The sequence below is a fragment of the Geobacter argillaceus genome (assembly GCF_007830735.1).
GTDB classification, from domain to species: domain Bacteria; phylum Desulfobacterota; class Desulfuromonadia; order Geobacterales; family DSM-12255; genus Geomobilibacter; species Geomobilibacter argillaceus.
Window position 1 is genome coordinate 163244 of record NZ_VLLN01000005.1, and the last position, 20697, is coordinate 183940.

Here is a 20697-nt window from a genome sequence, read left to right on the forward strand (position 1 = left end):
ATGGCACGACTGGGCGTCAACATCGACCACATCGCAACGGTCCGCCAGGCCAGGGGGGGCACGGAGCCCGATCCTGTGGCGGCGGCCGCCATTGCCGAGCTGGCAGGTGCCGACGGCATCACCATTCATCTGCGTGAGGACCGGCGCCATATCCAGGATCGGGACCTGAAGCTGCTCAGGCAGACTGTGAAAACCAGGCTCAACCTGGAGATGGCAGCGACCCACGAGATGGTCGGCGTCGCCATTACCGTGAAGCCGGAGATGTGTACCCTGGTGCCGGAAAAGCGCCAGGAGCTGACCACCGAGGGGGGGCTGGATGTCCGGTATAATCTGGATCAGGTGAAGGCGTCGGTGGAGAGCCTGCAGAACGGCGGGATCGTGGTCTCCCTGTTCGTCGACCCCGACCCGGACCAGATCAAGGCAGCCACGAAAGCCGGGGCCGACTACATCGAAATCCATACCGGCGCCTTTGCCGAGGCAAAGGAGTGGAAGGCGGTGGACCAGGAGCTGATCAAGATCGAAAACGCCGTCAAGCTGGCCCAGAAGCTGGGGCTCGGCGTCAATGCCGGGCACGGGCTCAACTACACCAACATCAAACTGATTTCCGCCATCCGCGGCATCGAGGAGTACAACATCGGCCATTCCATTATCTCCCGGGCCGTGCTGGTAGGGTTGGACAAGGCGGTGCGGGACATGGTGGAACTGGTACGATTCGTCTGAACCTCACGAGTTGTTTGCTGAAAAAATATGCAATATGAAGGGCTGGTGCCGGAGACCAGCCTTTTTTTTGTGCCATCATTTTGTGCTGTTCATCTAACGCATCGAATTCATTAATTGTGCTTTGCTTCTGAAACACTGGCACGGCCTGTGCTTTAGCATGGAAACAGTGAGCCGGGCGCGACGAGTGCGCCGGAATAATGAATGACGATCAGTATGGCAAAGGCGCCATATCACCGCACGGTGATAGGTGCCTTTTGTTTTAATGCCGTTTTCGGCAAACAAACCCACGCAAGGAGGCTGGAAATGAAGAAGTTGATTGCAACGACCGCACTGGCAGTAACCACCACCCTGGCAGCAGCAGGGGCAGCCCTGGCAACCCCCTCCACCCAGATCTGGATACCGTCGACGGATATCCAACCCTACAAGCAGTTCCACCTGAACATCGACAACTACTTCAGGGCATCGGGTGTGGCCAAGTCTGCTCCTACCACGACGGCCACCCGGGATGCCAACGTCATGGATATCGGACCGACCGTCGGCATCCTCCCCTTCGAAAAGGTGCAGGCGGAAATCGGCTTCGACTACCTAGTCATTGCCAACGATCCGAACGACAACCACCCGTTTTCCTTCAACGCCAAGCTCGGCACGCCTGAAGACTCCATCTGCAAATTCTCCCCGGCCCTGGCCGTCGGCATCTACAACGCCGGTCCGACCCAGGACTCGGGTACCGCACCGGGAGTCATTTCCGGTCAGAACATCGTCTATGCGCTTGCCGCCAAGACCCTCCCTGCCATCGGTCCGGTTCCTTCCCTCGGGCGGATCTCTGCCGGTTACTATCGTGGTGCCAAAAGGGCTCTGATCAATACCAGCGGCAAAGCGGACAACGACGGGCTCCTCCTCTCCTGGGACCGGACCATGAGCGAGATCTCCGACAAGCTCTGGCTGGCGGTCGACTACATGAGCGGCCACAACGTGGACAGTGCCACGAACGTCGGCTTTTCCTGGAACTTTGCCAAGAACGTCTCCGTGATCTTCGCCTACGACATTTACAAGGAGAAGACCCTGGCCGGCAATAACACCTTCACCACCCAGCTGGACATCAACTTCCCGTAGTGCCTCCTTCAATGTGATGGGGGCTGGCCACCCGGCCCCCGGTTTTTCGAGGGAAAGACTAAACGACAAACAGCGAAGGGAAGGGTCAACGGTGCCCCTTTCGAGACTTAATTGAAAGGAGCATCCAATGGCAAATGAACAACAACCCACCAGGGGGACCCTGGGGCTTACCGGCCTGACAATGAATGCGATGGCGCTGATCGCCCCCGGCGCCTTCCTGTGGCTCACCTTCCAGATGCAGTCCCTCTACGGCGCACCGATGGCCGGCAGCGCCATGTGGTTCGGCATCCTCTTCGCCCTGTTGCTCTGTCTGGCAACGGCCTACAGTTATGCCGAGCTGTCCAAGCTCTATCCCGGTCCCGGTTCCTCGTACCTCTACGCGGAACAGGCGTTCCTGTCCAAGACAAAAGCCTTCAAGTTCGCCCGGATCGCCAAGTTCGTCACCGGCTGGGCCAGCCATCTCTACTACTGGGTCTATCCCGGGGTCATGGTCGGTGTCACCGCACTTCTGGCCGGATTCCTGCTGAACCAGTTCTGGCCGGACACCTTCAGCGGCACCTACAACAGCCCGCTATTCATGTGGCTCTTCTGTATCATCTTTGCCCTGGGCGTGGCCTACATCGCCTTCCGCGGCGTGACCGGGACCACGGCTGTCAACGTGGTGATCAACATCGTCCAGATCTCGGCCCTGCTGGTCTTCTCGGTGATCGCCATCGGTTACCGTACCCAGCACCCCCAGGGTTCCACCGGCTACCACCTCTCCAACGGCGTGGCCGTGACCTACCAGGTCGCCCAGGAGCCGGTAAAGGACGACAAGGGACAGCCGGTGCCGGTCATGGTCGACGGCAAGCCGAGCCTGGACAAGGACGGCAAGCCGGTCTACCAGATGCAGGACATGAAGGACGAAAAGAGTGGGGACCCGATCGGCGCGGACAAGGACGGCAAGCCGGTAAAGGATCTGAAGCTCGCCGCACCGTTTACCGTCGACTATGCCGATGGCGCAATCACCAAGGACGACAAAGGGGTTGAGACCTTCAACTACCACAAGGATGCGAAATCGGTCGTTGCCCCCCACGGCTTCAACTACATCTTCATCCAGGCGGCCATTGCCATCCTGATCCTGGTCGGTTTCGAGACCGTCACCGCCATGGCCGACGAAGCGAAAAACCCGAAAAAGGATGTGCCGAGGGCAGTGCTCCTCTCCCTGGTGATCCAGGGGGCGGTCTGCTACCTGATCGAGTACTTTGCCGCCAACTACATGCTGCACAACGGCTACACCATGCCGAACGCCGGCGCCTCGGGCGCACCGCTGGGCGACATGATGGTCATCACCGGCACCTGGCTCTTCGGCAGTGCCGCTGCCGGCAAGGCGTTCATGCTGGTCCAGGCCTTCACCGTGTTCCTTGCCCTCATCGGCACGACCCTTTCCTGCCTTTCCACCGGTGCCCGCGTCACCTACGCCATGGGGCGCGACGAAGAGGTGCCGTCCCACTTCGGCCTCCTCCACGGCAAGACCATGTCCCCGTACAAGGCGATCTGGGCACTGGCTGTCATCTCGGCGATCATCGGCATCGTTACCGTGTCGGTGTACCAGGGGGGAACGACCCCGGCGGCGCTGGACAAGCACAACTTCTGGTACAGCATCGGCATCTTTGCGCCGGAACTGTACGCCAAGCTCCCCAACACCCTGGTCATCGTCACCCTGATCAGCAATTTCGGCACTTTCCTGCTCTACATGATCACCTGCTGGATCGCCATGGTGGCCTTCAAGGAGCACCACACCTTCAACACCTTCAAGCATGTGGTCATCCCGGTTTTCGGCCTGCTGGCGAACTTCGTGATCATGCTCTTCTATCTGATCGGTCCGTTCATGGTGTCCGGCATGAGCTGGAAGGAACCGTACATCGCCCTTGGAGTCGTTGCGGTGTGGGGTATCTACGGCGCCCTCTACTTCCTCCGGGCCAGCAAGGCCAAGGGGAAGGAAGTGCTCTTGAGCAGCAGACCGGTGGTTTCCCACTAGGAATATTCCGGCTGTAACTTCAAGGGACGGTCACCTCCGGGTGGCCGTCCTGTTTTTCACCCGCATCCTTCCAACGACGGAAGATACATGCTAGAGTCCCAAACCTATGGAACTTATCTACGCTGAACTCTCATCGCCAGGCCCGGTCCGCGATAACAACGAAGATTTCGTGGGCTTCTGGCAGCCGCAAACCCTGGAGGAAAAGCGCAGTCACGGCGCCGTGGCCGTGCTGGCCGACGGCGTGGGGGGGCTGAATCATGGCGAAGTGGCCAGCCAACTGGCCGTGGAAACCGCGCTCCAGACCTTTCGCGAAGCCCCTGACGGCAAGAGCCCGCAGCAGCTCCTCACCCAGATGTTCAACGCGGCCAATCTGGCGGTGTATGACAAGGGGATGGAGGACCACGGCAAATCCCGCATGGCAACGACCCTCTGCATCGCCGTGTTCCGGAACAACGAAGTCGTTGTGGGGAACGTGGGTGATTCCCGGGTCTACCTGGTCCACAAGGGGGAAATCAAACAGCTCTCCACCGACCATTCCTACGTCGGTATGCAGCAGAAATTCGGCCTCATTTCCGAGCAGGACGCCAAGACCAGCGAGCACCGCAATATCCTGACCCGCAGCGTCGGGCAGGATCCCGTGATCCGGGTCGACGTGGAGGACGCCACGGTAGGCAAGGGGGACCGGGTCGTGCTCTGCTCCGACGGTCTCTACACCCACGTCGCTGACAACGAAATCGCCGACATCGCGTCCCGCCTTTCTCCGGCCCAGGCCTGCCGCCAGCTGGTGGCGCTGGCCGAGCAGCGAGGCACCGATGACAACCTTTCCGTCCAGGTCATTCAGATCAATGACGTCGAGGAGATCACCTACTATCGGGGGGCACCGATGTACCACAAGCCGTCTGCCCCGTCCGACGGTTACGAACTCCATCCCGGCCAGACCCTGGACGAGCGGTTCTTCATTACCGAGACCATCAGCCGGAGCGGCATGGCGACCATCTTCAAGGCGACCGACCTGAAGACCAGGGAAACCGTGGCCGTGAAGGTGCCGTTCATGGAGTTCGAGAGCGATGCCGGTTTCTATGCGCGTTTCGAGCGCGAAGAAGAGATCGGCCTCCGCCTGGATCATCCTTACATCCTCCGTTTCGTTCCCGTGGAAGAGCACCGGAGCCGGCCGTACATCGTCACCGAGTATCTGCGCGGCTATACGCTGGCACATCTGCTGAACAATGTGCGACCGATGCCGGAGAAGGATGCGATCAAGCTGGCCAGCCGTGTCTGCGAGGCGTTGGCGTACATGCACGAGCACGGCGTTATCCATCGCGACCTGAAACCGCAGAACATCATGATCTGCTACGACGGCACCATCCGCATCATGGACTTCGGCATCGCCAAGGCCGAAGAGGGGCGACGGATTACCTTTGCCGGTTTTTCGCCGGCAGTGGGGACTCCCGATTATATGGCCCCGGAACAGATCAAGGGGAAGCGCGGGGATGCGCGCACCGATATCTACAGCCTGGGCGCCATGCTGTACGAAATGGTGGTCGGTGCCACCCCGTTCGAGGGGGAGAATCTGTTCGTGGTCATGAACGCCCGTGTCACGGGCGATCCGGTGGCCCCGCGGGAACTCAATCCGAACGTCTCGCCGCAGCTCGAAGAGGTCGTCCTCCACGCCATGGAGCGCGATCCGGCAAAGCGCTATCCCACCGCCGCCGCCATGAAGGGGGAGCTGGACAATCTGGCCGCTGTGTCTTTGACCGGGCGTTGCGACCGGCTGCAGAAACCGACCGCTTTAAAGAACGGCTGGAACAAGGCACGCTGGGTCGTCCTGGCTGTAGTGATCATGGCCATTGTCTTCATCCTGTTGTTGCTGCTGATCCTCCAGCGTGGGCCGGCGCACTGACCCCGTGAAGGTCTCTCAACAGCAGAGGGTGAGACTGTCCGCAAAATGAGTAAGGAGAGGAGGTAAGAATGACTGTTGTTGCCTGGCTTGTTTTTATTACCGCGGCCATTCTGGAGGTTGCCGGTGATGCCGTGATCAGAAAAGGGCTGCGCGGCAGCGTCGTCTGGTTCATCGTCTTCGGTTTCCTGATGCTTGGGTGCTATGGCGTGGTCGTGAACACGGTCAAGTGGGATTTTTCCCGGCTGTTGGGGGTCTACGTCGCCGTCTTTGCGGTCGTGAGTATTCTTGCCGGTCGCCTGGTCTTCAAAGAAACGATTCCGGTCACCACCTGGGTGGGGCTTGCCATCATCGTTGTTGGCGGGGCGGTGATCCAGACAGGGCAGGGTTAGCCTAAAAAATAGACAGTAGTGGTCCTTCTTTACCTTGCTGACTCATAATGTGCCGTAATTATAATGGTTTATGTCGTGATAAGCTGTGGCGCGTTTTGTGCTAGAGAATTGCGACGATCGAACGCACAAAGGTGTGCAGATCTATATTCGGAACGGGCAAAGGCGCCTCGTCACCAGATGGTGAGAGGCGCCTTTTTTTGTCTGATTTTGAGGGAACGCGGGCAAAGACCCCGGAGATTGCTGCGAAGAGTGCGGATGGGCCATGACAGGTTCTTTCCGAGTCTGAGAGAAAGGAGTGCACCGTGAAAGGGGCGTATAGAAAATTCACCGGCATACTTGGCGTTATGGTTCTTGCGCTGATAATTGCGGTTCCGGTCTTCCCGGAAGACAAACCAGCGCCCGCGGCAGCTCCCGGCCGGGCTCAAGCTCACGTCATCACGGAAACGTCAACAACAGCTATCGCTGCATCACCATCACCCACGGTGATCAAACCTGATCCGTCCGGCGCCAATACCGGCGGCGTTGGCGACGTGCCCGGCGGTTCCGCCAACGCGCCGACCAGGGAGGAGATCACCAAGGCGGCCATGACCGAGCCTCTGGCAGTCAAACTTGCCGACGTCATCGGTCACAACAGGATCGCCATCAATATCGCCTGGACCCTCGTGTGCGGCTTCCTCGTCATGTTCATGCAGGTCGGCTTTGCCTTGGTGGAGACCGGTCTCTGCAGGGCCAAGAACGCCAGTCATACCATGGCGATGAATGTCATGATTTACTGTATCGGCCTGCTCGCCTACTGGGCCTGTGGTTTTGCCATCCAGATGGGAGGGGTCGGCAGCCTCCCGACCCTTGGCGGGGGCCAGGTCCTGAACGGAGAATTCACCCTGCACCTGTTTGGTAAGGCGTTCGGCCTGTTCGGCACCAAGGGGTTTTTCCTTTCCGGAAGCACCTATGACGCCTGCGTGTTCACCATTTTCCTCTTCCAGATGGTGTTCATGGATACGGCAGCCACTATCCCCACTGGAGCCATGGCAGAGCGTTTCAAGTTTTCCGCCTTTGTTGTCTATGGGTTCCTCATGGCCGGCCTCATCTATCCCCTCTTTGCCAACTGGGTCTGGGGTGGTGGCTGGCTTTCCGCACTTGGTTCCAACTTTCATTTCGGCCATGGCCACGTGGATTTTGCCGGCTCTTCCGTGGTCCATATGACCGGCGGGGTCTGTGCCCTGGCCGGGTCTCTGGTGCTCGGGCCACGGTTTGGCAAGTACGGCAAGGACGGTTTCGCCCGCCCTATTCCCGGTCATCACATCCCGATGGCGATCACCGGCGCCCTGATTCTCGCCTTTGGCTGGTTCGGTTTCAACACCGGTTCCACCCTGTCGGGAACCGACCTCCGGATCGGAGTGGTGGCCACCAATACCATGCTGGCGAGTGCCGCGGGCGGATTCTCCGCCATGCTCTACATGTGGCTCAGGTTCGGCAAACCCGATCTCACCATGAGCGCCAACGGCCTGTTGGCCGGCCTCGTGGGCATTACCGCCCCGTGCGCCTTCGTCAACTCGGTCTCTGCGGTAGCCATCGGTCTGGTGGCCGGCGTACTCTGCTGTCTCAGTGTCTTCTTCTTCGAGCGAGTCGTAAAGGTTGACGATCCGGTCGGCGCAGTGTCGGTCCATGGCGTTTGTGGCGCCTGGGGGGTGATTTCCCTCGGACTCTTTGCCGACGGCACCTATGGCGATGGCTTCAACAATGTCAAGGGCAGCGTACGGGGGCTCTTTTATGGCGACTCCAGCCAGCTCATCGCCCAGTGCATTGGTATTGTTACCAACATCGTCTTTGTGTTCGCCATTTCCTATGTCGCCTTCAAGCTCATCGATCTGGCCATCGGCATGAGGGTCTCCAGAGAGGTGGAGATAGACGGGCTCGACCATCATGAAGTGGCGGTGGAGGCCTATCCTGATTTCAGCCAGAGGAGAACATAGACGTCTCCTCCTACGGCTGATGTTTTTTTGTGCAGGGTCGTGATGAAGTGGGCAGGATAGTGCCGAAATGAGTTTTTTTGTTGTATAACCACTTGTAAACAAAGATGTTATGATGACGGCACCCTTTATGCTTACTGACAATAAAGGCTGCCGATCAAAAAAAGACGGAGGTAAGCAATGAAGCTTATAGAAGCCATCATCAAACCGTTCAAGCTGGACGAGGTGAAAGAGGCCCTGAACGAAATAGGGGTCGAGGGTATCACGGTATCGGAAGTAAAGGGGTTCGGCCGGCAAAAGGGCCACACCGAGCTGTACCGCGGCGCGGAGTACGTGGTGGATTTCATTCCCAAGGTCAAACTGGAAATTGTGGTCCCCGACGATCTGGTTGTCAAAATCATCGAGACCATTGAAACCACGGCCAGGACAGGCCGCATCGGCGACGGGAAGATTTTTGTCATACCGCTGGATGAAGCGATCAGGATCAGGACCGGTGAACGGGGTGACGAGGCGATATAAACTGATGGCTGGGCCATCTACCAAATCGAAACAAAGGAGGATGTACCGATGGTACAAGGATGTATCAAGTTGTTGTCGGCTATGAGGCCGAGTTACCTAATGCACAGTGTGGCCGCACTGAGTCTGGCAGGACTGCTCAGCGTCTCTGCCGCCGCCTTCGGCGAAGAAGCCAAGGCGCCCGCTGCCCCGGTCCAGACACAGACAGCAGTCTCGTCAGCCGGGGCCGCCGCAGTCCCTGTACCTGCAGCCGCACCTGCGGCGGCCCCGGCCGAGGCGGCCAAACCGAAGAACGTCGACCCGGTCCTCAATACCGGCGATACCGCCTGGATGCTGGTTTCCAGTGCCCTGGTCCTGCTCATGATTCCCGGTCTGGCCCTATTCTACGGCGGCATGGTCAGGCAGAAGAACGTCCTCTCCACCATGATGCATTCCTTCGTGGCCATGGGGATTGTCGGGGTGCAGTGGGCGGTCATCGGTTATTCGCTGGCCTTTGGCCCCGACGTTAGTGGTGGCCTGATCGGCAACTTTTCCAAGGCGATGCTGAGCGGTCTCATCTCTTTCAAGGCTGGCGTCCCGATCTACGCCCTGTTCCAGAATGTGCCGACCGAGCCCGGTGCCATTCCGGAATACGTCTTTGCCATGTACCAGTGCATGTTCGCCATGATCACCGTGGCCCTCATCTCCGGTGCCCTGGCCGAGCGTGTCAAGTTCTCCGCCTACTGTCTCTTCGTGCTCCTCTGGACCACGTTGGTCTATGATCCGCTGGCCCACTGGGTCTGGATGACCGATGGCTGGCTGTTCAAGAAAGGTGCGCTCGATTTTGCCGGTGGTACGGTCGTCCACCTCTCCTCCGGTATCTCGGCCCTGGCCTTTCTCATTTTTCTTGGCAAGCGGCGCGGTTTTCCGCAGGAGCGGATGGCTCCCCATAGCCTCCCGCTGACCCTGATCGGTGTCGGTCTTCTCTGGTTCGGCTGGTTCGGCTTCAATGCCGGCAGCGCCATTGTCGGTGCGAACTGCTCCGACGCCGCCGGCGGTCTCGCCGGCCTCGCCTTTGCCACCACCACCATCGCTCCTGCTGCCGGCGGACTCGCCTGGATGATCGCCGAGTGGATACACTCCGGCAAGCCTTCGGCCCTTGGCTTCGGTTCCGGCGTCGTGGCCGGTCTGGTTGGTATCACTCCCGCTGCCGGCTTCGTCCAACCGGGCTCTGCCATCATCATTGGCCTGGGTGCAGGGGGCATCTGTTACCTTGGTGTCATGATGAAGGCCAAGCTGAAGTACGACGACTCCCTTGACGCCTTCGGCGTTCATGGTGTAGGGGGAACCTTCGGCGCCCTCATCACCGGCGTCCTGGCTACGGTCGGGGCTACCGGCCTGATGTCGGGGAACGTGGGGCAGTTCGTTACCCAGGTGATTGCCGTGGTCGCTGCCGGTGCCTACGCCTTCATCGTCACCCTGATCATTTCCTTCATTCTCGACAAGACCATCGGTCTTCGTGTGGAAAAGGAAGACGAGATCATGGGGCTCGATCAGACCCAGCATTCGGAGAGCGCGTACAACTAGTCCATCTCGTCGTTACGGAGATGACGGGGCCGCCTTGCGGGGCGGCCCTTTTTTGTGCCGATAAATTGGGCACTATTGATGTTTGATTGGGCAGTTTTCCGTGATTGGGACGCGGTTGCAGGGAGCGCCGGAAGCGGCAAGTTCCCGTTAAACGGTCATCATGTCCACGTTGCTGGAGTTTGGCACACCTTGTGCGTTTAATGGGTTAGCCATAATTTCGTGGCGACCGGAGTGGCAATGACCCATCCAACCCACAACCTGAGCAGCGAACGGAACGCCCTTGATGCGGGCATGCTCGAACAGCTCGCGTCAAGCGAGCGGTTGGCCGAGCTGGGACGGATCTCCGCCGGCATAGTCCACGAACTGAATACCCCCCTGTCGGTAATCGCCTCGGCTGCCCAATTGATCCTCCGGGAGGATGAACTCCCCCCGTTTACCCGGGAGATGGTGGAGCGGATCGGCGAGGAGGCCCACCGTCTCTCCGGCATGGTGCGAGGTGTCCTCACCTTTGTGCGACAGGATGAGCGGCAGGAGGGGGAAAGCGATCTCAGTCAGGTCGTGCGCGAAGTGCTGGCCCTTCTCCACTACGAGGCCCGTAAGCGGTCCGTAGCCGTAGTCGAGGAACTGGACTTCACCCTGCCATCCGTTGCCGTGGAGAGCAACGTCCTGAAGCAGATACTCATCAACCTGGTGATGAATGCGCTCCAGGCCATGTCCGACGGCGGAACGCTCCATTTGCGGACGTTTCTCGACCTGGATCGACGCCCTACTCTTTCCGTTGCCGATACCGGCTGCGGCATCCCGCCGGACCGTCTTGGCCGTATTTTCGAGCCGTTTTACACCACCAAGTCAGCCGGCGAGGGGACCGGGCTCGGACTTTTCGTCACGGCCAGGCTCCTGGAAGCGGCTGGCGGCGAAATCACCGTGTCGAGTGTGGCCGGTGAAGGGACCACCTTCATGGTCACGGTTCCTTCGGTCGACTGACTATTCCGGGGCGTCCTCCCACCTTTCCACATATTCCCCTGTTTACCCTGCCGTAAAATTGTGCAAAGATGCTTTGCTACCTACCAGCCCATGCAGGAGTGACCGTATGCACAACTATCTCGAAGCTGCCATCGATGCTGCCAGAATCGCGGGTGAACTGCAGCGCAGCCGGCTTTGGAGCGATATCGATATCCGGTTCAAGGGTGAAACCGATCTGGTGACGGAAGTGGACCGGGCCTGCGAAGAGCGGATCGTCTCATTGCTGCTGAGCCGCTTCCCGGATCACGATATCCTGGCCGAGGAGAACGATTACGGCGAGCTGAAGGGGTCACACCGCTGGATTATCGATCCGCTGGACGGGACCACCAATTATGCCCATGGGTTCCCCTGGTTTGCCGTATCCATTGCCCTGGAGATCGAGGGCGACATTCGGGTGGGGGTGGTCTATCAGCCGGTGCTGGACGAGCTCTTCACGGCGGTGAAAGGGGAGGGGGCCTGGCTGAATGGGGAGCGGCTGGCCGTTTCCCGGCGGCAACCGTTACGGCAGTGCCTGCTGGCCACCGGTTTCCCGTACGATGGCACCTGCGACAACGAGAACAACCTGGACCATTTCTGCAGGTTTCAGCTGGCGGTCAGGGGCATACGGCGTGCCGGGGCAGCTGCCCTTGATCTGGCATATGTGGCGGCCGGACGCCTGGATGGATACTGGGAGTGCAAGCTGAAACCGTGGGACATGGCGGCTGGCGAGCTTCTGGTGAGCGAGGCGGGTGGCCGGGTAACCAACCACTCGGGCGAGCCGCATTCGGTTTACGATCACCGGATCGTGGCCAGTAACGGACTTATTCACGAAGCGATGCTGGAGCTACTGGCACGGTAGGGTCGAGGCAATTGCCTATTGGCAGAGTTCGAATTCGTAGGTCTCCACGACCTCCCGTTCCGTATTCCGTTCCGTGACAATGGCCTTGCAGCCGTCGATTTCCGCCGTGTACATGAAGCCGTTATAGATGCCCGGCCGGTTAGGCGCTTCCCCCGCCCTGGTCTGGCGGGCTATCATCAGGGCATTCTCCCTGCGCCGCGGATCGATTTTCCGTGGCGCCTGCTCGTATACCGGGTCGGCGTATGCCACGATCCGGCTGTCCTTGACCAGAAAACGCCGGATGGTATCCACGTCACCGTCTCCACCGGTGAGACGGACGGATACCTGGGCATACTCTCCCCGCTCGCCGTCGTACTGCACGGTATAGCGGCCGCGCTGTAGCAACTGTTCTTGCTTCGCTATCAATTCCACGGCCAGTTTTTCCTCTTTCGTGGCCGGTTCAGGTGCTCCGCTCCGTTTGCGCCACCGGGTGTTTTCGCCCGGTGCCATCGTATCTGCCATCGAGGCCGACGCAACGAGCAACAAGAGCAGGGTGACGGTAATGGTTCTGATCCACGCAGACATATAAGCATCTCCTTCCAACTAAATTCCCGGTGACATTTTTTATCATGCCTCACCCTGTTTTGCAAAGGGGGCAGTGGATAGTTGCTTTCTTCTTCTGTCCGGATAGGGTATAAGAAATTTTTTGTATACAGTGCGCAGCCGGGGAGTGTTCGTGCATCATTATCTCTTCAATGTCATAAACAACCTGAAGCTCCGCTGGAAGATGGTGGTGCTGGTGTTGCCGCTGGTCACCATTCCGATCTTCATCGTTGGCGGGGTTACCGGTTACATCGCCACCAAACAGGCCTATCGCGGCATAACCCAGACGAGCAAGGACGATCTGGACCACATGGCCTCCTTTACCGGCGACCTGCTCAACTCCCATTACCAACAGTTCCAGGTCTACAAACAGGACAAGGAGCGGAGTTTCCGGCAGGAACTGGCCACCCTGGCCAACCTCTCCTACAATCTGGTGGAAACCGAGTACCGGCAGGCGGTCAGCGGTCAGATCAGCATGCAGACCGCCCTGGAGGAGGCGCGCAAGGCGCTCAAAAGGGTTAATGTCGGTGAAACCGGCTACATCTACGCCATGACCAGTCGGGGCGACCTGAAGGTGCATATCGCCCGCGAAGGTGAGAACGTTTACAACGAGAAGGACGAGAACGGCCGCCACTTCATTCGGGAGATGTGCCAGAAGGCCGTCAAGTCACGACCGGGAGAGGTGCTGTTCATCATCTACCCCTGGCGCAATGCCGTCCTCGGCGATCCGACGCCGCGCAACAAGGTGGTTGCCTACCGCTACTTCCGGGAACTGGACTTGATCATTGCCGCCGGTGGGTACCTGGAAGAGAGCTATGAAAGCGTGGAGTTCGAGCGCCGTTCCTTTGCCGCGCTCAAGGAGAAGATCAAGAGCAAGCAGGTGGGAACCACCGGTTACATCTTCTGCATGGACCGCAAAGGGACCTTTATGGTCCATCCCACCGGCGAGGGAAAGAATTTTTTCGATACCCGGGATACGGACGGCCGGCCATTCATCCGGGAGATGTGTGAGAAAAAGAGCGGCTGGATACGGTATCCCTGGAAGAATGTGGGTGATCCGACACCACGGATGAAGATCGTCAGGTTCGAATATTTCGCCCCGTGGGACTGGATCGTGGCGGTCGGCTCCTACGAGGAGGAGTTCTACCACGAGGCCAACAAGATCACCTCGCGGATTCTGGTCTGGATGATGATCCTGACCGCCGTCTGTTCGTTGGTGGCCCTGGGGATGGTGGTTTTCGCCTCCAAGGTGCTGACCGATCCGATCAACCATATGATCGACATCATCCGCAAGGTAAAGCGGGGGAGACTGGATGAGCGGATGGAGGTCACAACGGGCGACGAACTGGGTGAACTGGCAACCGCCTTCAACCGGATGACCGCCATGATAAAGCACAACCAGGAGATGGAGGCGACTCTGGCCCAGCAGGGGAAGATGGCGTCCCTTGGTGTTCTGTCGTCCGGGGTGGCCCACGAGATCAATAATCCGCTCGGTGTTATTCTGGGGTATGCCGCCTACCTGGAGGGAAAGCTTCCACCCGAGGACGCGAACTACCGCTACATCCAAGAGATCAAGCGCGAGAGCAAGCGGTGCAAGAAGATCGTTCAGGACCTTCTGAATTATGCCCGAACCCCCAAGCCGGCCCGGGAGGAGACAGATCTCAATGCGCTGCTCGACCAGATTGTCGATTTTGCCGCCAACCATACGGACATGCACAACGTGACGGTGACCAGGGCGTTCGGTCGTGACCTGCCGCCGGTCATGCTGGACGGCGACCTGATGCGTCAGGTGGCGATCAACCTGATCCTGAACGCCGGCGCCGCCATGACTGACGGCGGTACCCTGACCGTGGCCACCGGTCTGGATGGGGATGATGTGGTCATGACCTTTCGCGATAACGGTAACGGCATTCCGCAGGAGAACCTGGAAAAGATCTTTGAGCCGTTTTTTACCACCAAGGCCAAAGGGACCGGGCTCGGGCTTGCCATTACCAAACAGATCGTTGAGCAGCACCACGGCCGGATCGTTATCGACAGTACGGTGGGGGAGGGGACCACGGTGACGGTGCGCCTGCCTGTGGAGCCGGAGGCGCTTTGATCCGGGGCACCGGTATTCTCCCTTGACACCTGTCTGATTTACGCTTAGACATGCTTTTGTCGCGTGGCGGACCGAAGTAGCCGGCTGCCCACAGATACATTCTTTCCGGAGCGGGTGCAGTGTGACCGATAAGAAGAGAATCCTTTTGGTCGACAACGAGGAAGGGCTCTGTCGGATGATGGAGGCGATCCTTCTCGACAACGGCTATAGCGTGAAGGCCTTTACCCGCTCGTTCGACGCCGTCGAGGAATTCCGGGCCGGGGAGTGGGATCTGGTCATATCCGACATCAAGATGCCGGGGATGGATGGCCTGGAGGTGCTGCAGCGGATCAAACAGAAGGATCCGACACTGCCGGTCATCATGGTCACTGCCTATGCCACGGTGGAGATGTCGATTCAGGCACTGCGCCGCGGGGCCTACGACATGCTGACCAAACCGTTCGAGCCCGAGGAACTGCTCTACCGGGTGAAGAACGCCCTGAAACAGACCGAGCTCCTGGAAGAGAACCGTGAACTGAAGGCGGAACTGGCCGGCAAATTCAACTTCGACAACATCATCGGTGCCTCGGGTGGCCTCAGGCAGTTGCTGGAGCGGGTGGAGAAGGTGGCGATCCGCGACACGTCGGTGCTGATCACCGGCGAATCGGGCACCGGCAAGGAACTGATCGCCCAGGCGATCCACTACAATTCACCTCGGAAACAGAAGCGGTTCGTTGCCATCAACTGCGGGGCGCTGCCCGAGTCGATCCTGGAGAGCGAGCTGTTCGGCTACCGGAAAGGGGCCTTTACCGGGGCCAAGGAGAACCGGCAGGGGCTTCTGGAGGCGGCCGACGGAGGAACCCTGTTTCTGGACGAGGTGGGGAACCTGCCGATGAACGTGCAGAAGACCCTGCTCCGTTTCCTCCAGGAACAGGAATTCCTCCGGATCGGCGACACGACACCGACCAAAGTGGACGTCCGGGTACTGTCGGCCACCAACTCCGACCTGAAGGGTGCGGTGAAGAGCGGCGAATTCAGGGAAGACCTCTATTACCGTCTCAATGTGGTGAATATCCATCTCCCTCCTTTGCGGGAGCGGCAGGCTGACATCCCGCTCCTGGCGGCTCATTTCATTCGGGAACAGAACGACAAGTTCGGCACCCGGGTAAAAGGGTTCTCCCCCGATGCCCTTGCCGTGGCCTGTGCCTACGAGTGGCCCGGAAACATCCGGCAGCTGAAGAACGTCATCGAGGCCTCGATGGCGATGGAGAGCGAAGACTCCATCAGTCTTGAGGTGCTGTCCCAGTTTGTCGAACTTCCGGAAGGGGAGCCATTGGGGCCACTGAGCGAGATCTGCGGTGACAGTGACTACGCGGCGGTCATGTCCCGTTTCGAGAGCGAATACCTGCGTGGCCTGCTCGGCCGGCATGGTTGGAACGTGGAGTCCGCAGCCAGGGATGTGGGGATCAACATGGCCACCATGTACCGTAAGATAAAGAAGTACGGACTGAAAAAAGAGTGATTTTACTTTCACTAAAGGGCTGTTGAGGGGGTGGCCCCGTGTTGTTAGGTAACTTCATGGTGTCACGGTAACGGGGTTTTAGTTTTGATGAAAAAGGATTGTGCTGGAGAAGCAATATATGCTACATAGCAGAGTCTTGAAGGCTGGCCGTCTCCGTTCCGAGCTCGGCCTGGATGCCCTGATCTTCACCGGCCTGCCGAACATCCGCTACCTGGCCGGGTTCACCGGCAGCGACGGCGTGTTGGTGGTTGCCGGGGATGGGGCCTGGTTCCTGACCGATTCCCGCTATACGACCCAGGCGGGTCAGGAGGCTTCCCACTGCCGGGTTCGTGAGTACCGGGCCAAGGTGGAGGGGGTGGCTGAGCTGTGTACCGAGGCCTCCCTGGTGCGGGTGGGGATCGAGGCGGAACAGACCACGGTGGCGTTTTACCGCGCACTCACCGATGCCCTTGCCGGTGTGGAGCTGGTACCGCTGGAAGCCGAACTGAACGGCCTGCGACTCGTGAAGGAGCCGGCAGAGCTGGAACTCCTGTCGGACTGTAGCGCCATTGCCTCGGCAGCGCTGGAAGAGATTCTCCCTCTGGTACGGCCGGGCGCGGTGGAGCAGGAGCTGGCCCTGGCACTGGAGGTTGCCATGCGTCGGCGCGGCGCCGACGATCGCTCATTCGACTTCATCGTCGCGTCCGGGGAGCGAGGGGCGCTGCCCCACGGCCGGGCCTCGGAGAAGGTCGTGGCTGCCGGGGAACTGGTGACGTTCGACTTTGGTGCCCGTTACCGGGGGTACTGTTCCGACGAAACGGTCACTGTGGCGGTAGGGCGTGCCGATGACCGCCAGCGGGAGATCTACCGGGTGGTGAAAGAGGCCCATGACCTGGCCATCGCTGCGGTTCGGCCGGGAATCGCCTGCCGTGACCTGGACCGGATTGCCCGCGGCTATATCGAAGAGAAGGGGTTTGGTCCGTACTTCGGCCATGGTCTGGGACACGGAGTCGGTATCGAGGTGCACGAAAAGCCGGTGGTTTCGTACCGGAGCGAGCAACTGGTTGAAGAAGGAATGGTCTTTACCGTCGAGCCGGGGATCTACATTCCCGGCTTCGGTGGCGTCAGGATCGAGGATACGGTGGTGGTGACCGGTAACGGTTGCCGACTCCTCACCGGCGTATCAAAGGAACTGCGCATCGTCTGAGAGCCCCGGACGGACATCGGCCTGCCGGTCTCATGGGGTGCGTTTACCATAGTGCAGTACAACACAATCAATCAAAGGAGACATCGATGGATATCAAGGATCTGAAGCAGCTCATCACGATAGTGACCGCTAGCGACATCACCGAGTTCGAGATCGAGACCCAGGAGGAAAAGATCAGCATCAAGCGTGGTTCCCAGCAGGTGGTCCACCTGGCAGCCCCGGCGCCGGTCTACGCTCCTGCGCCTGCTCCGGTGGCTGCCGCACCGGCAGCGACCGTCGATGCCGAGCCGGCCGGCGACAAGATCACCTCCCCGATCGTCGGCACCTTCTACCGTGCCCCGGCACCCGATGCCGACCCGTATGCGGAGGTCGGCCAAGTCGTGGAGAAGGGGCAGGTCCTGTGCATTGTCGAGGCAATGAAGCTGATGAACGAGATCGAGGCCGAGTACCGCTGCAAGATCGTCAAGATCTGCAAGGAGAACGCCCAGCCGGTGGAGTATGGCGACCCGCTCTTCATCGTTGAGCGGCTGTAGGTGAAACGGTCAGTAAAGAACTGAGATCGGAGAACTAACTTCATGTTCCATAAAGTGCTCATCGCCAACCGGGGCGAGATCGCCATGCGCATCATCCGGGCCTGCAAGGAGCTCGGGATCAAGACCGTGGCGGTCTACTCGACGGCCGACAAAGATTCGCTCCACGTGAAGCTGGCTGACGAGAGCGTTTGCATCGGCCCGCCTCCCAGCCTTTCGAGCTACCTCAACATCAACGCCATCATCAGTGCTGCCGAACTGACCGATAGCGAGGCGATCCATCCCGGCTACGGCTTTCTCTCCGAGAACGCCCGCTTTGCCGAGATCTGCGAGCAGTGCGGCATCACCTTCATCGGCCCCTCCTCCCACAGCATGCGGGTCATGGGTGACAAGATCAGCGCCCGCCAGGCGGTGATCAAGGAGAATGTGCCGATCCTCCCCGGTACCAAGGAGGGGGTGAAGGATGTTGACGAGGCGGTCCGGATCGCCAAGGAAATCGGTTTTCCGGTCATCATCAAGGCAACGGCCGGTGGCGGTGGACGGGGGATGAAGATCGTTCATTCGCCGGCAGCACTTCCCAATGCCTTTGCCACGGCCAGGGCCGAGGCCCAGTCCGGTTTCGGCAATCCCGAGGTCTACATCGAAAAGTACTGCGAGCGGCCGCGGCATGTGGAAATCCAGATCCTCGGCGACAAGCACGGCAATGTCATTCACCTGGGGGAACGGGACTGCTCCATTCAGCGGAGGCACCAGAAGATCATCGAGGAGGCGCCGTCGGTGATCAGTACTCCCGAGCTGCGGGCCACCATGGGCGAGGCTGCCGTGCGGGCCGCCAAGGCGGTTGGCTACTCCAGCGCCGGCACCATCGAATTCCTGGTGGACAAGGACAACAATTTCTACTTCATGGAGATGAACACCCGTATCCAGGTGGAACATCCGGTGACCGAGATGATCACCGGCATCGACATCGTGCAGGAACAGATCCGCGTGGCCTTCGGGGAAAAGCTCCGCTACGCCCAGAAGGACGTGAAGATCAACGGCCACGCCATCGAGTGCCGGATCAATGCCGAAGATCCGGTCAAGTTTACCCCGTCCCCCGGGAAAATCACCTCCTACCACACACCGGGTGGCCTCGGCGTTCGGGTTGACTCCTTCGTGTACGATGGGTATACTGTCGTTCCACATTATGACTCGCTGATCGCCAAGCTGATCGTGCATGCCGAGACCCGCGAGGCGGCAATCCGCCGCATGGCACGGGCGCTTGACGAATACATTGTGGAGGGGATCAGGACCACCATCCCCTTCCACAAGCGGATCATGGCCAACAAGGACTTCATCGAAGGGGACATCGACACGAGTTTCCTGGAGCGCATCGTTCTGGAGTGATTTATGGATTTGCCGGAAGAGCTGAAGTACAGCAAAGAGCATCTCTGGATCAGGGTTGAGGGGGACAGGGCGATTGTCGGTATCACCGATTATGCCCAGGAGGAGCTGGGGATAGTCACCTCCGTGGAGCTCCCGTCGGTGGGGGACGAACTGGAGCAGGACGATTCATTCGGCTCCATAGAGGCGCGCAAGACCGTGGCCGATCTCTACGCCCCGGTCAGCGGCACCGTTCTGGAAGTGAACAGCGAGGTGGCCGATTCCCCCGGTCAGATCAATGACGATCCCTATGACAGCGGTTGGTTGATCATGGTCGAGATGTCCGATCCAGAGGAGTTGAAACTGCTGTTGACGGCGGATGACTATGCCGAGGCGGTTGAAGAAAGCGAGTAGGCCGGGTCTATCATAGAAAAGTCAGGGCGAGAGAAGGTCTCGCCCTTTTTTTGTGCGCATGAGGCCGGAGGAAACCGCGGATCGTTTTGTGGTGGATATAGTATTTGATGGGTGATGAAAGGAGTGACCATGCTGACCATTGGCCAGATTACCTATGCCAACTGTACGCCGATCTTTCATGAACTGATGAAGGACTTTCCTGCAGACCGTTACCGGATGGTGCGCGGCGTGCCGGCTGTGTTGAACGGGATGCTGCGCCAGGGTGAGATCGATCTCTGTCCTTCTTCGTCCATTGAGTACGGGCGCCGGTCAGACCGTTATTACCTCCTGCCGGATCTGTCCATCAGCGCCATCGGTCCGGTGAAGAGTGTGTTTCTCTTTTCCCGGGTTCCCATCGAGGAGTTGGCGGGTCAGACCATCGGCCTGACCAGTGAATCCGAGACCTCGGTGGTGCTGCTCAGGATACTGCTCCAGAAATACCACGGCGTAACCGCCCGGTTTGAGCCGACAAACGGGCTTGATCTTGATCGGTTCGCCGCTTGCCTCCTGATTGGCGATACCGCCCTCAAAACGGCACTGGCGAAGCCCGACGGATTCTGTTTCGACCTCGGTGAACTGTGGCATGCGGCCACAGGGTTCCCCTTTGTCTTTGCCCTCTGGATCGTTCGCCGGGAGGTCGCGGAACGACAGTATGGCGAACTGAAGCTGCTTCTGGCCGACCTGCTGGCTGCCAAGCAGCGGGCCGAGGGTGCCTACGGGGAAATTGCCGAAAGCAGTCAAGAATCGACCTGGATGGACCGAAAAGAGCTGGTGGACTACTGGCAGACCATCTCGTACGACCTGACGCCGGCCCATCAACAGGGGGTCTGTCGCTTCTTCCGGGATGCTCATGACCTGGGTATTCTGCCAGTAGCCCCGGAACTGCGTTTCGTAACATAATTTCCTGCCGCTGGCAGGAGGTTCGGGGTC

18 protein-coding genes are annotated in these 20697 nt (G+C 59.4%); 17 read left to right on the forward strand and 1 reads right to left on the reverse strand.

What is annotated here, in order from left to right:
• From JN12_RS06065 to JN12_RS06110, 10 genes are all read left to right on the forward strand, one after another.
• On the forward strand, positions 1-720 hold the full coding sequence (locus JN12_RS06065) for a pyridoxine 5'-phosphate synthase (protein WP_145019710.1): 720 nt from the start codon (positions 1-3) through the stop codon (positions 718-720).
• A 303-nt stretch (positions 721-1023) separates the two neighbouring features.
• Positions 1024-1833: a hypothetical protein gene (locus JN12_RS06070; protein ID WP_145019712.1), complete on the forward strand. Its 810-nt coding sequence runs from the start codon at positions 1024-1026 to the stop codon at positions 1831-1833.
• Positions 1834-1960: 127 nt separating this feature from the next.
• On the forward strand, positions 1961-3853 hold the full coding sequence (locus JN12_RS06075) for an APC family permease (protein ID WP_145019715.1): 1893 nt from the start codon (positions 1961-1963) through the stop codon (positions 3851-3853).
• A gap of 106 nt (positions 3854-3959) precedes the next feature.
• The gene (locus JN12_RS06080; RefSeq protein ID WP_145019718.1) at positions 3960-5753 is read left to right on the forward strand and encodes a bifunctional protein-serine/threonine kinase/phosphatase; all 1794 of its coding nucleotides are present in this window, start codon (positions 3960-3962) and stop codon (positions 5751-5753) included.
• Positions 5754-5821: 68 nt separating this feature from the next.
• Positions 5822-6142 (forward strand): YnfA family protein, encoded by a 321-nt coding sequence (locus JN12_RS06085; protein ID WP_145019721.1) that lies wholly within the window; start codon positions 5822-5824, stop codon positions 6140-6142.
• Between the two features lie 302 nt (positions 6143-6444).
• The gene (locus JN12_RS06090) at positions 6445-8115 is read left to right on the forward strand and encodes an ammonium transporter (protein ID WP_211360509.1); all 1671 of its coding nucleotides are present in this window, start codon (positions 6445-6447) and stop codon (positions 8113-8115) included.
• 177 nt (positions 8116-8292) lie between these two features.
• Positions 8293-8631 carry a P-II family nitrogen regulator gene (locus JN12_RS06095; protein WP_145019724.1) on the forward strand — a complete coding sequence of 113 codons (339 nt, stop codon included), beginning with the start codon at positions 8293-8295 and terminating at the stop codon, positions 8629-8631.
• A gap of 99 nt (positions 8632-8730) precedes the next feature.
• Positions 8731-10194, forward strand: a complete 1464-nt coding sequence (locus JN12_RS06100; protein WP_145019727.1) for an ammonium transporter — start codon at positions 8731-8733, stop codon at positions 10192-10194.
• A 237-nt stretch (positions 10195-10431) separates the two neighbouring features.
• On the forward strand, positions 10432-11178 hold the full coding sequence (locus JN12_RS06105) for a sensor histidine kinase (protein ID WP_145019729.1): 747 nt from the start codon (positions 10432-10434) through the stop codon (positions 11176-11178).
• 106 nt (positions 11179-11284) lie between these two features.
• Entirely contained in the window at positions 11285-12055 is a 771-nt protein-coding gene (locus tag JN12_RS06110; protein WP_145019732.1) for an inositol monophosphatase family protein, read from the forward strand.
• 15 nt (positions 12056-12070) lie between these two features.
• On the opposite strand, the gene JN12_RS06115 is transcribed toward JN12_RS06110, so the two are convergent.
• On the reverse strand, positions 12071-12619 hold the full coding sequence (locus JN12_RS06115; protein WP_145019736.1) for a hypothetical protein: 549 nt from the start codon (positions 12617-12619) through the stop codon (positions 12071-12073).
• Positions 12620-12770: 151 nt separating this feature from the next.
• Between JN12_RS06115 and JN12_RS06120 the strand changes: the two genes are divergently transcribed.
• The 7 genes from JN12_RS06120 (at position 12771) to JN12_RS06150 (ending at position 20667) form a co-directional block, all read left to right on the forward strand.
• Entirely contained in the window at positions 12771-14735 is a 1965-nt protein-coding gene (locus JN12_RS06120) for a sensor histidine kinase (RefSeq protein WP_145019739.1), read from the forward strand.
• Between the two features lie 121 nt (positions 14736-14856).
• Positions 14857-16236, forward strand: coding sequence for a sigma-54-dependent transcriptional regulator (locus tag JN12_RS06125; RefSeq protein ID WP_145019742.1), 1380 nt, complete (start codon positions 14857-14859; stop codon positions 16234-16236).
• Between the two features lie 118 nt (positions 16237-16354).
• Entirely contained in the window at positions 16355-17422 is a 1068-nt protein-coding gene (locus JN12_RS06130) for a M24 family metallopeptidase (protein WP_145019745.1), read from the forward strand.
• An 86-nt stretch (positions 17423-17508) separates the two neighbouring features.
• Complete coding sequence (gene accB / locus JN12_RS06135; protein WP_145019748.1) at positions 17509-17955, forward strand: acetyl-CoA carboxylase biotin carboxyl carrier protein; 447 nt, start codon at positions 17509-17511, stop codon at positions 17953-17955.
• 42 nt (positions 17956-17997) lie between these two features.
• Entirely contained in the window at positions 17998-19338 is a 1341-nt protein-coding gene (accC, locus tag JN12_RS06140) for an acetyl-CoA carboxylase biotin carboxylase subunit (RefSeq protein WP_145019751.1), read from the forward strand.
• Between the two features lie 3 nt (positions 19339-19341).
• Entirely contained in the window at positions 19342-19728 is a 387-nt protein-coding gene (gene gcvH / locus JN12_RS06145; protein WP_145019754.1) for a glycine cleavage system protein GcvH, read from the forward strand.
• Between the two features lie 129 nt (positions 19729-19857).
• A complete protein-coding gene (locus JN12_RS06150) occupies positions 19858-20667 on the forward strand; it encodes a menaquinone biosynthetic enzyme MqnA/MqnD family protein (RefSeq protein ID WP_145019758.1) in 810 nt (269 codons plus the stop codon).
• The last annotated feature ends 30 nt before the right edge of the window (positions 20668-20697 follow it).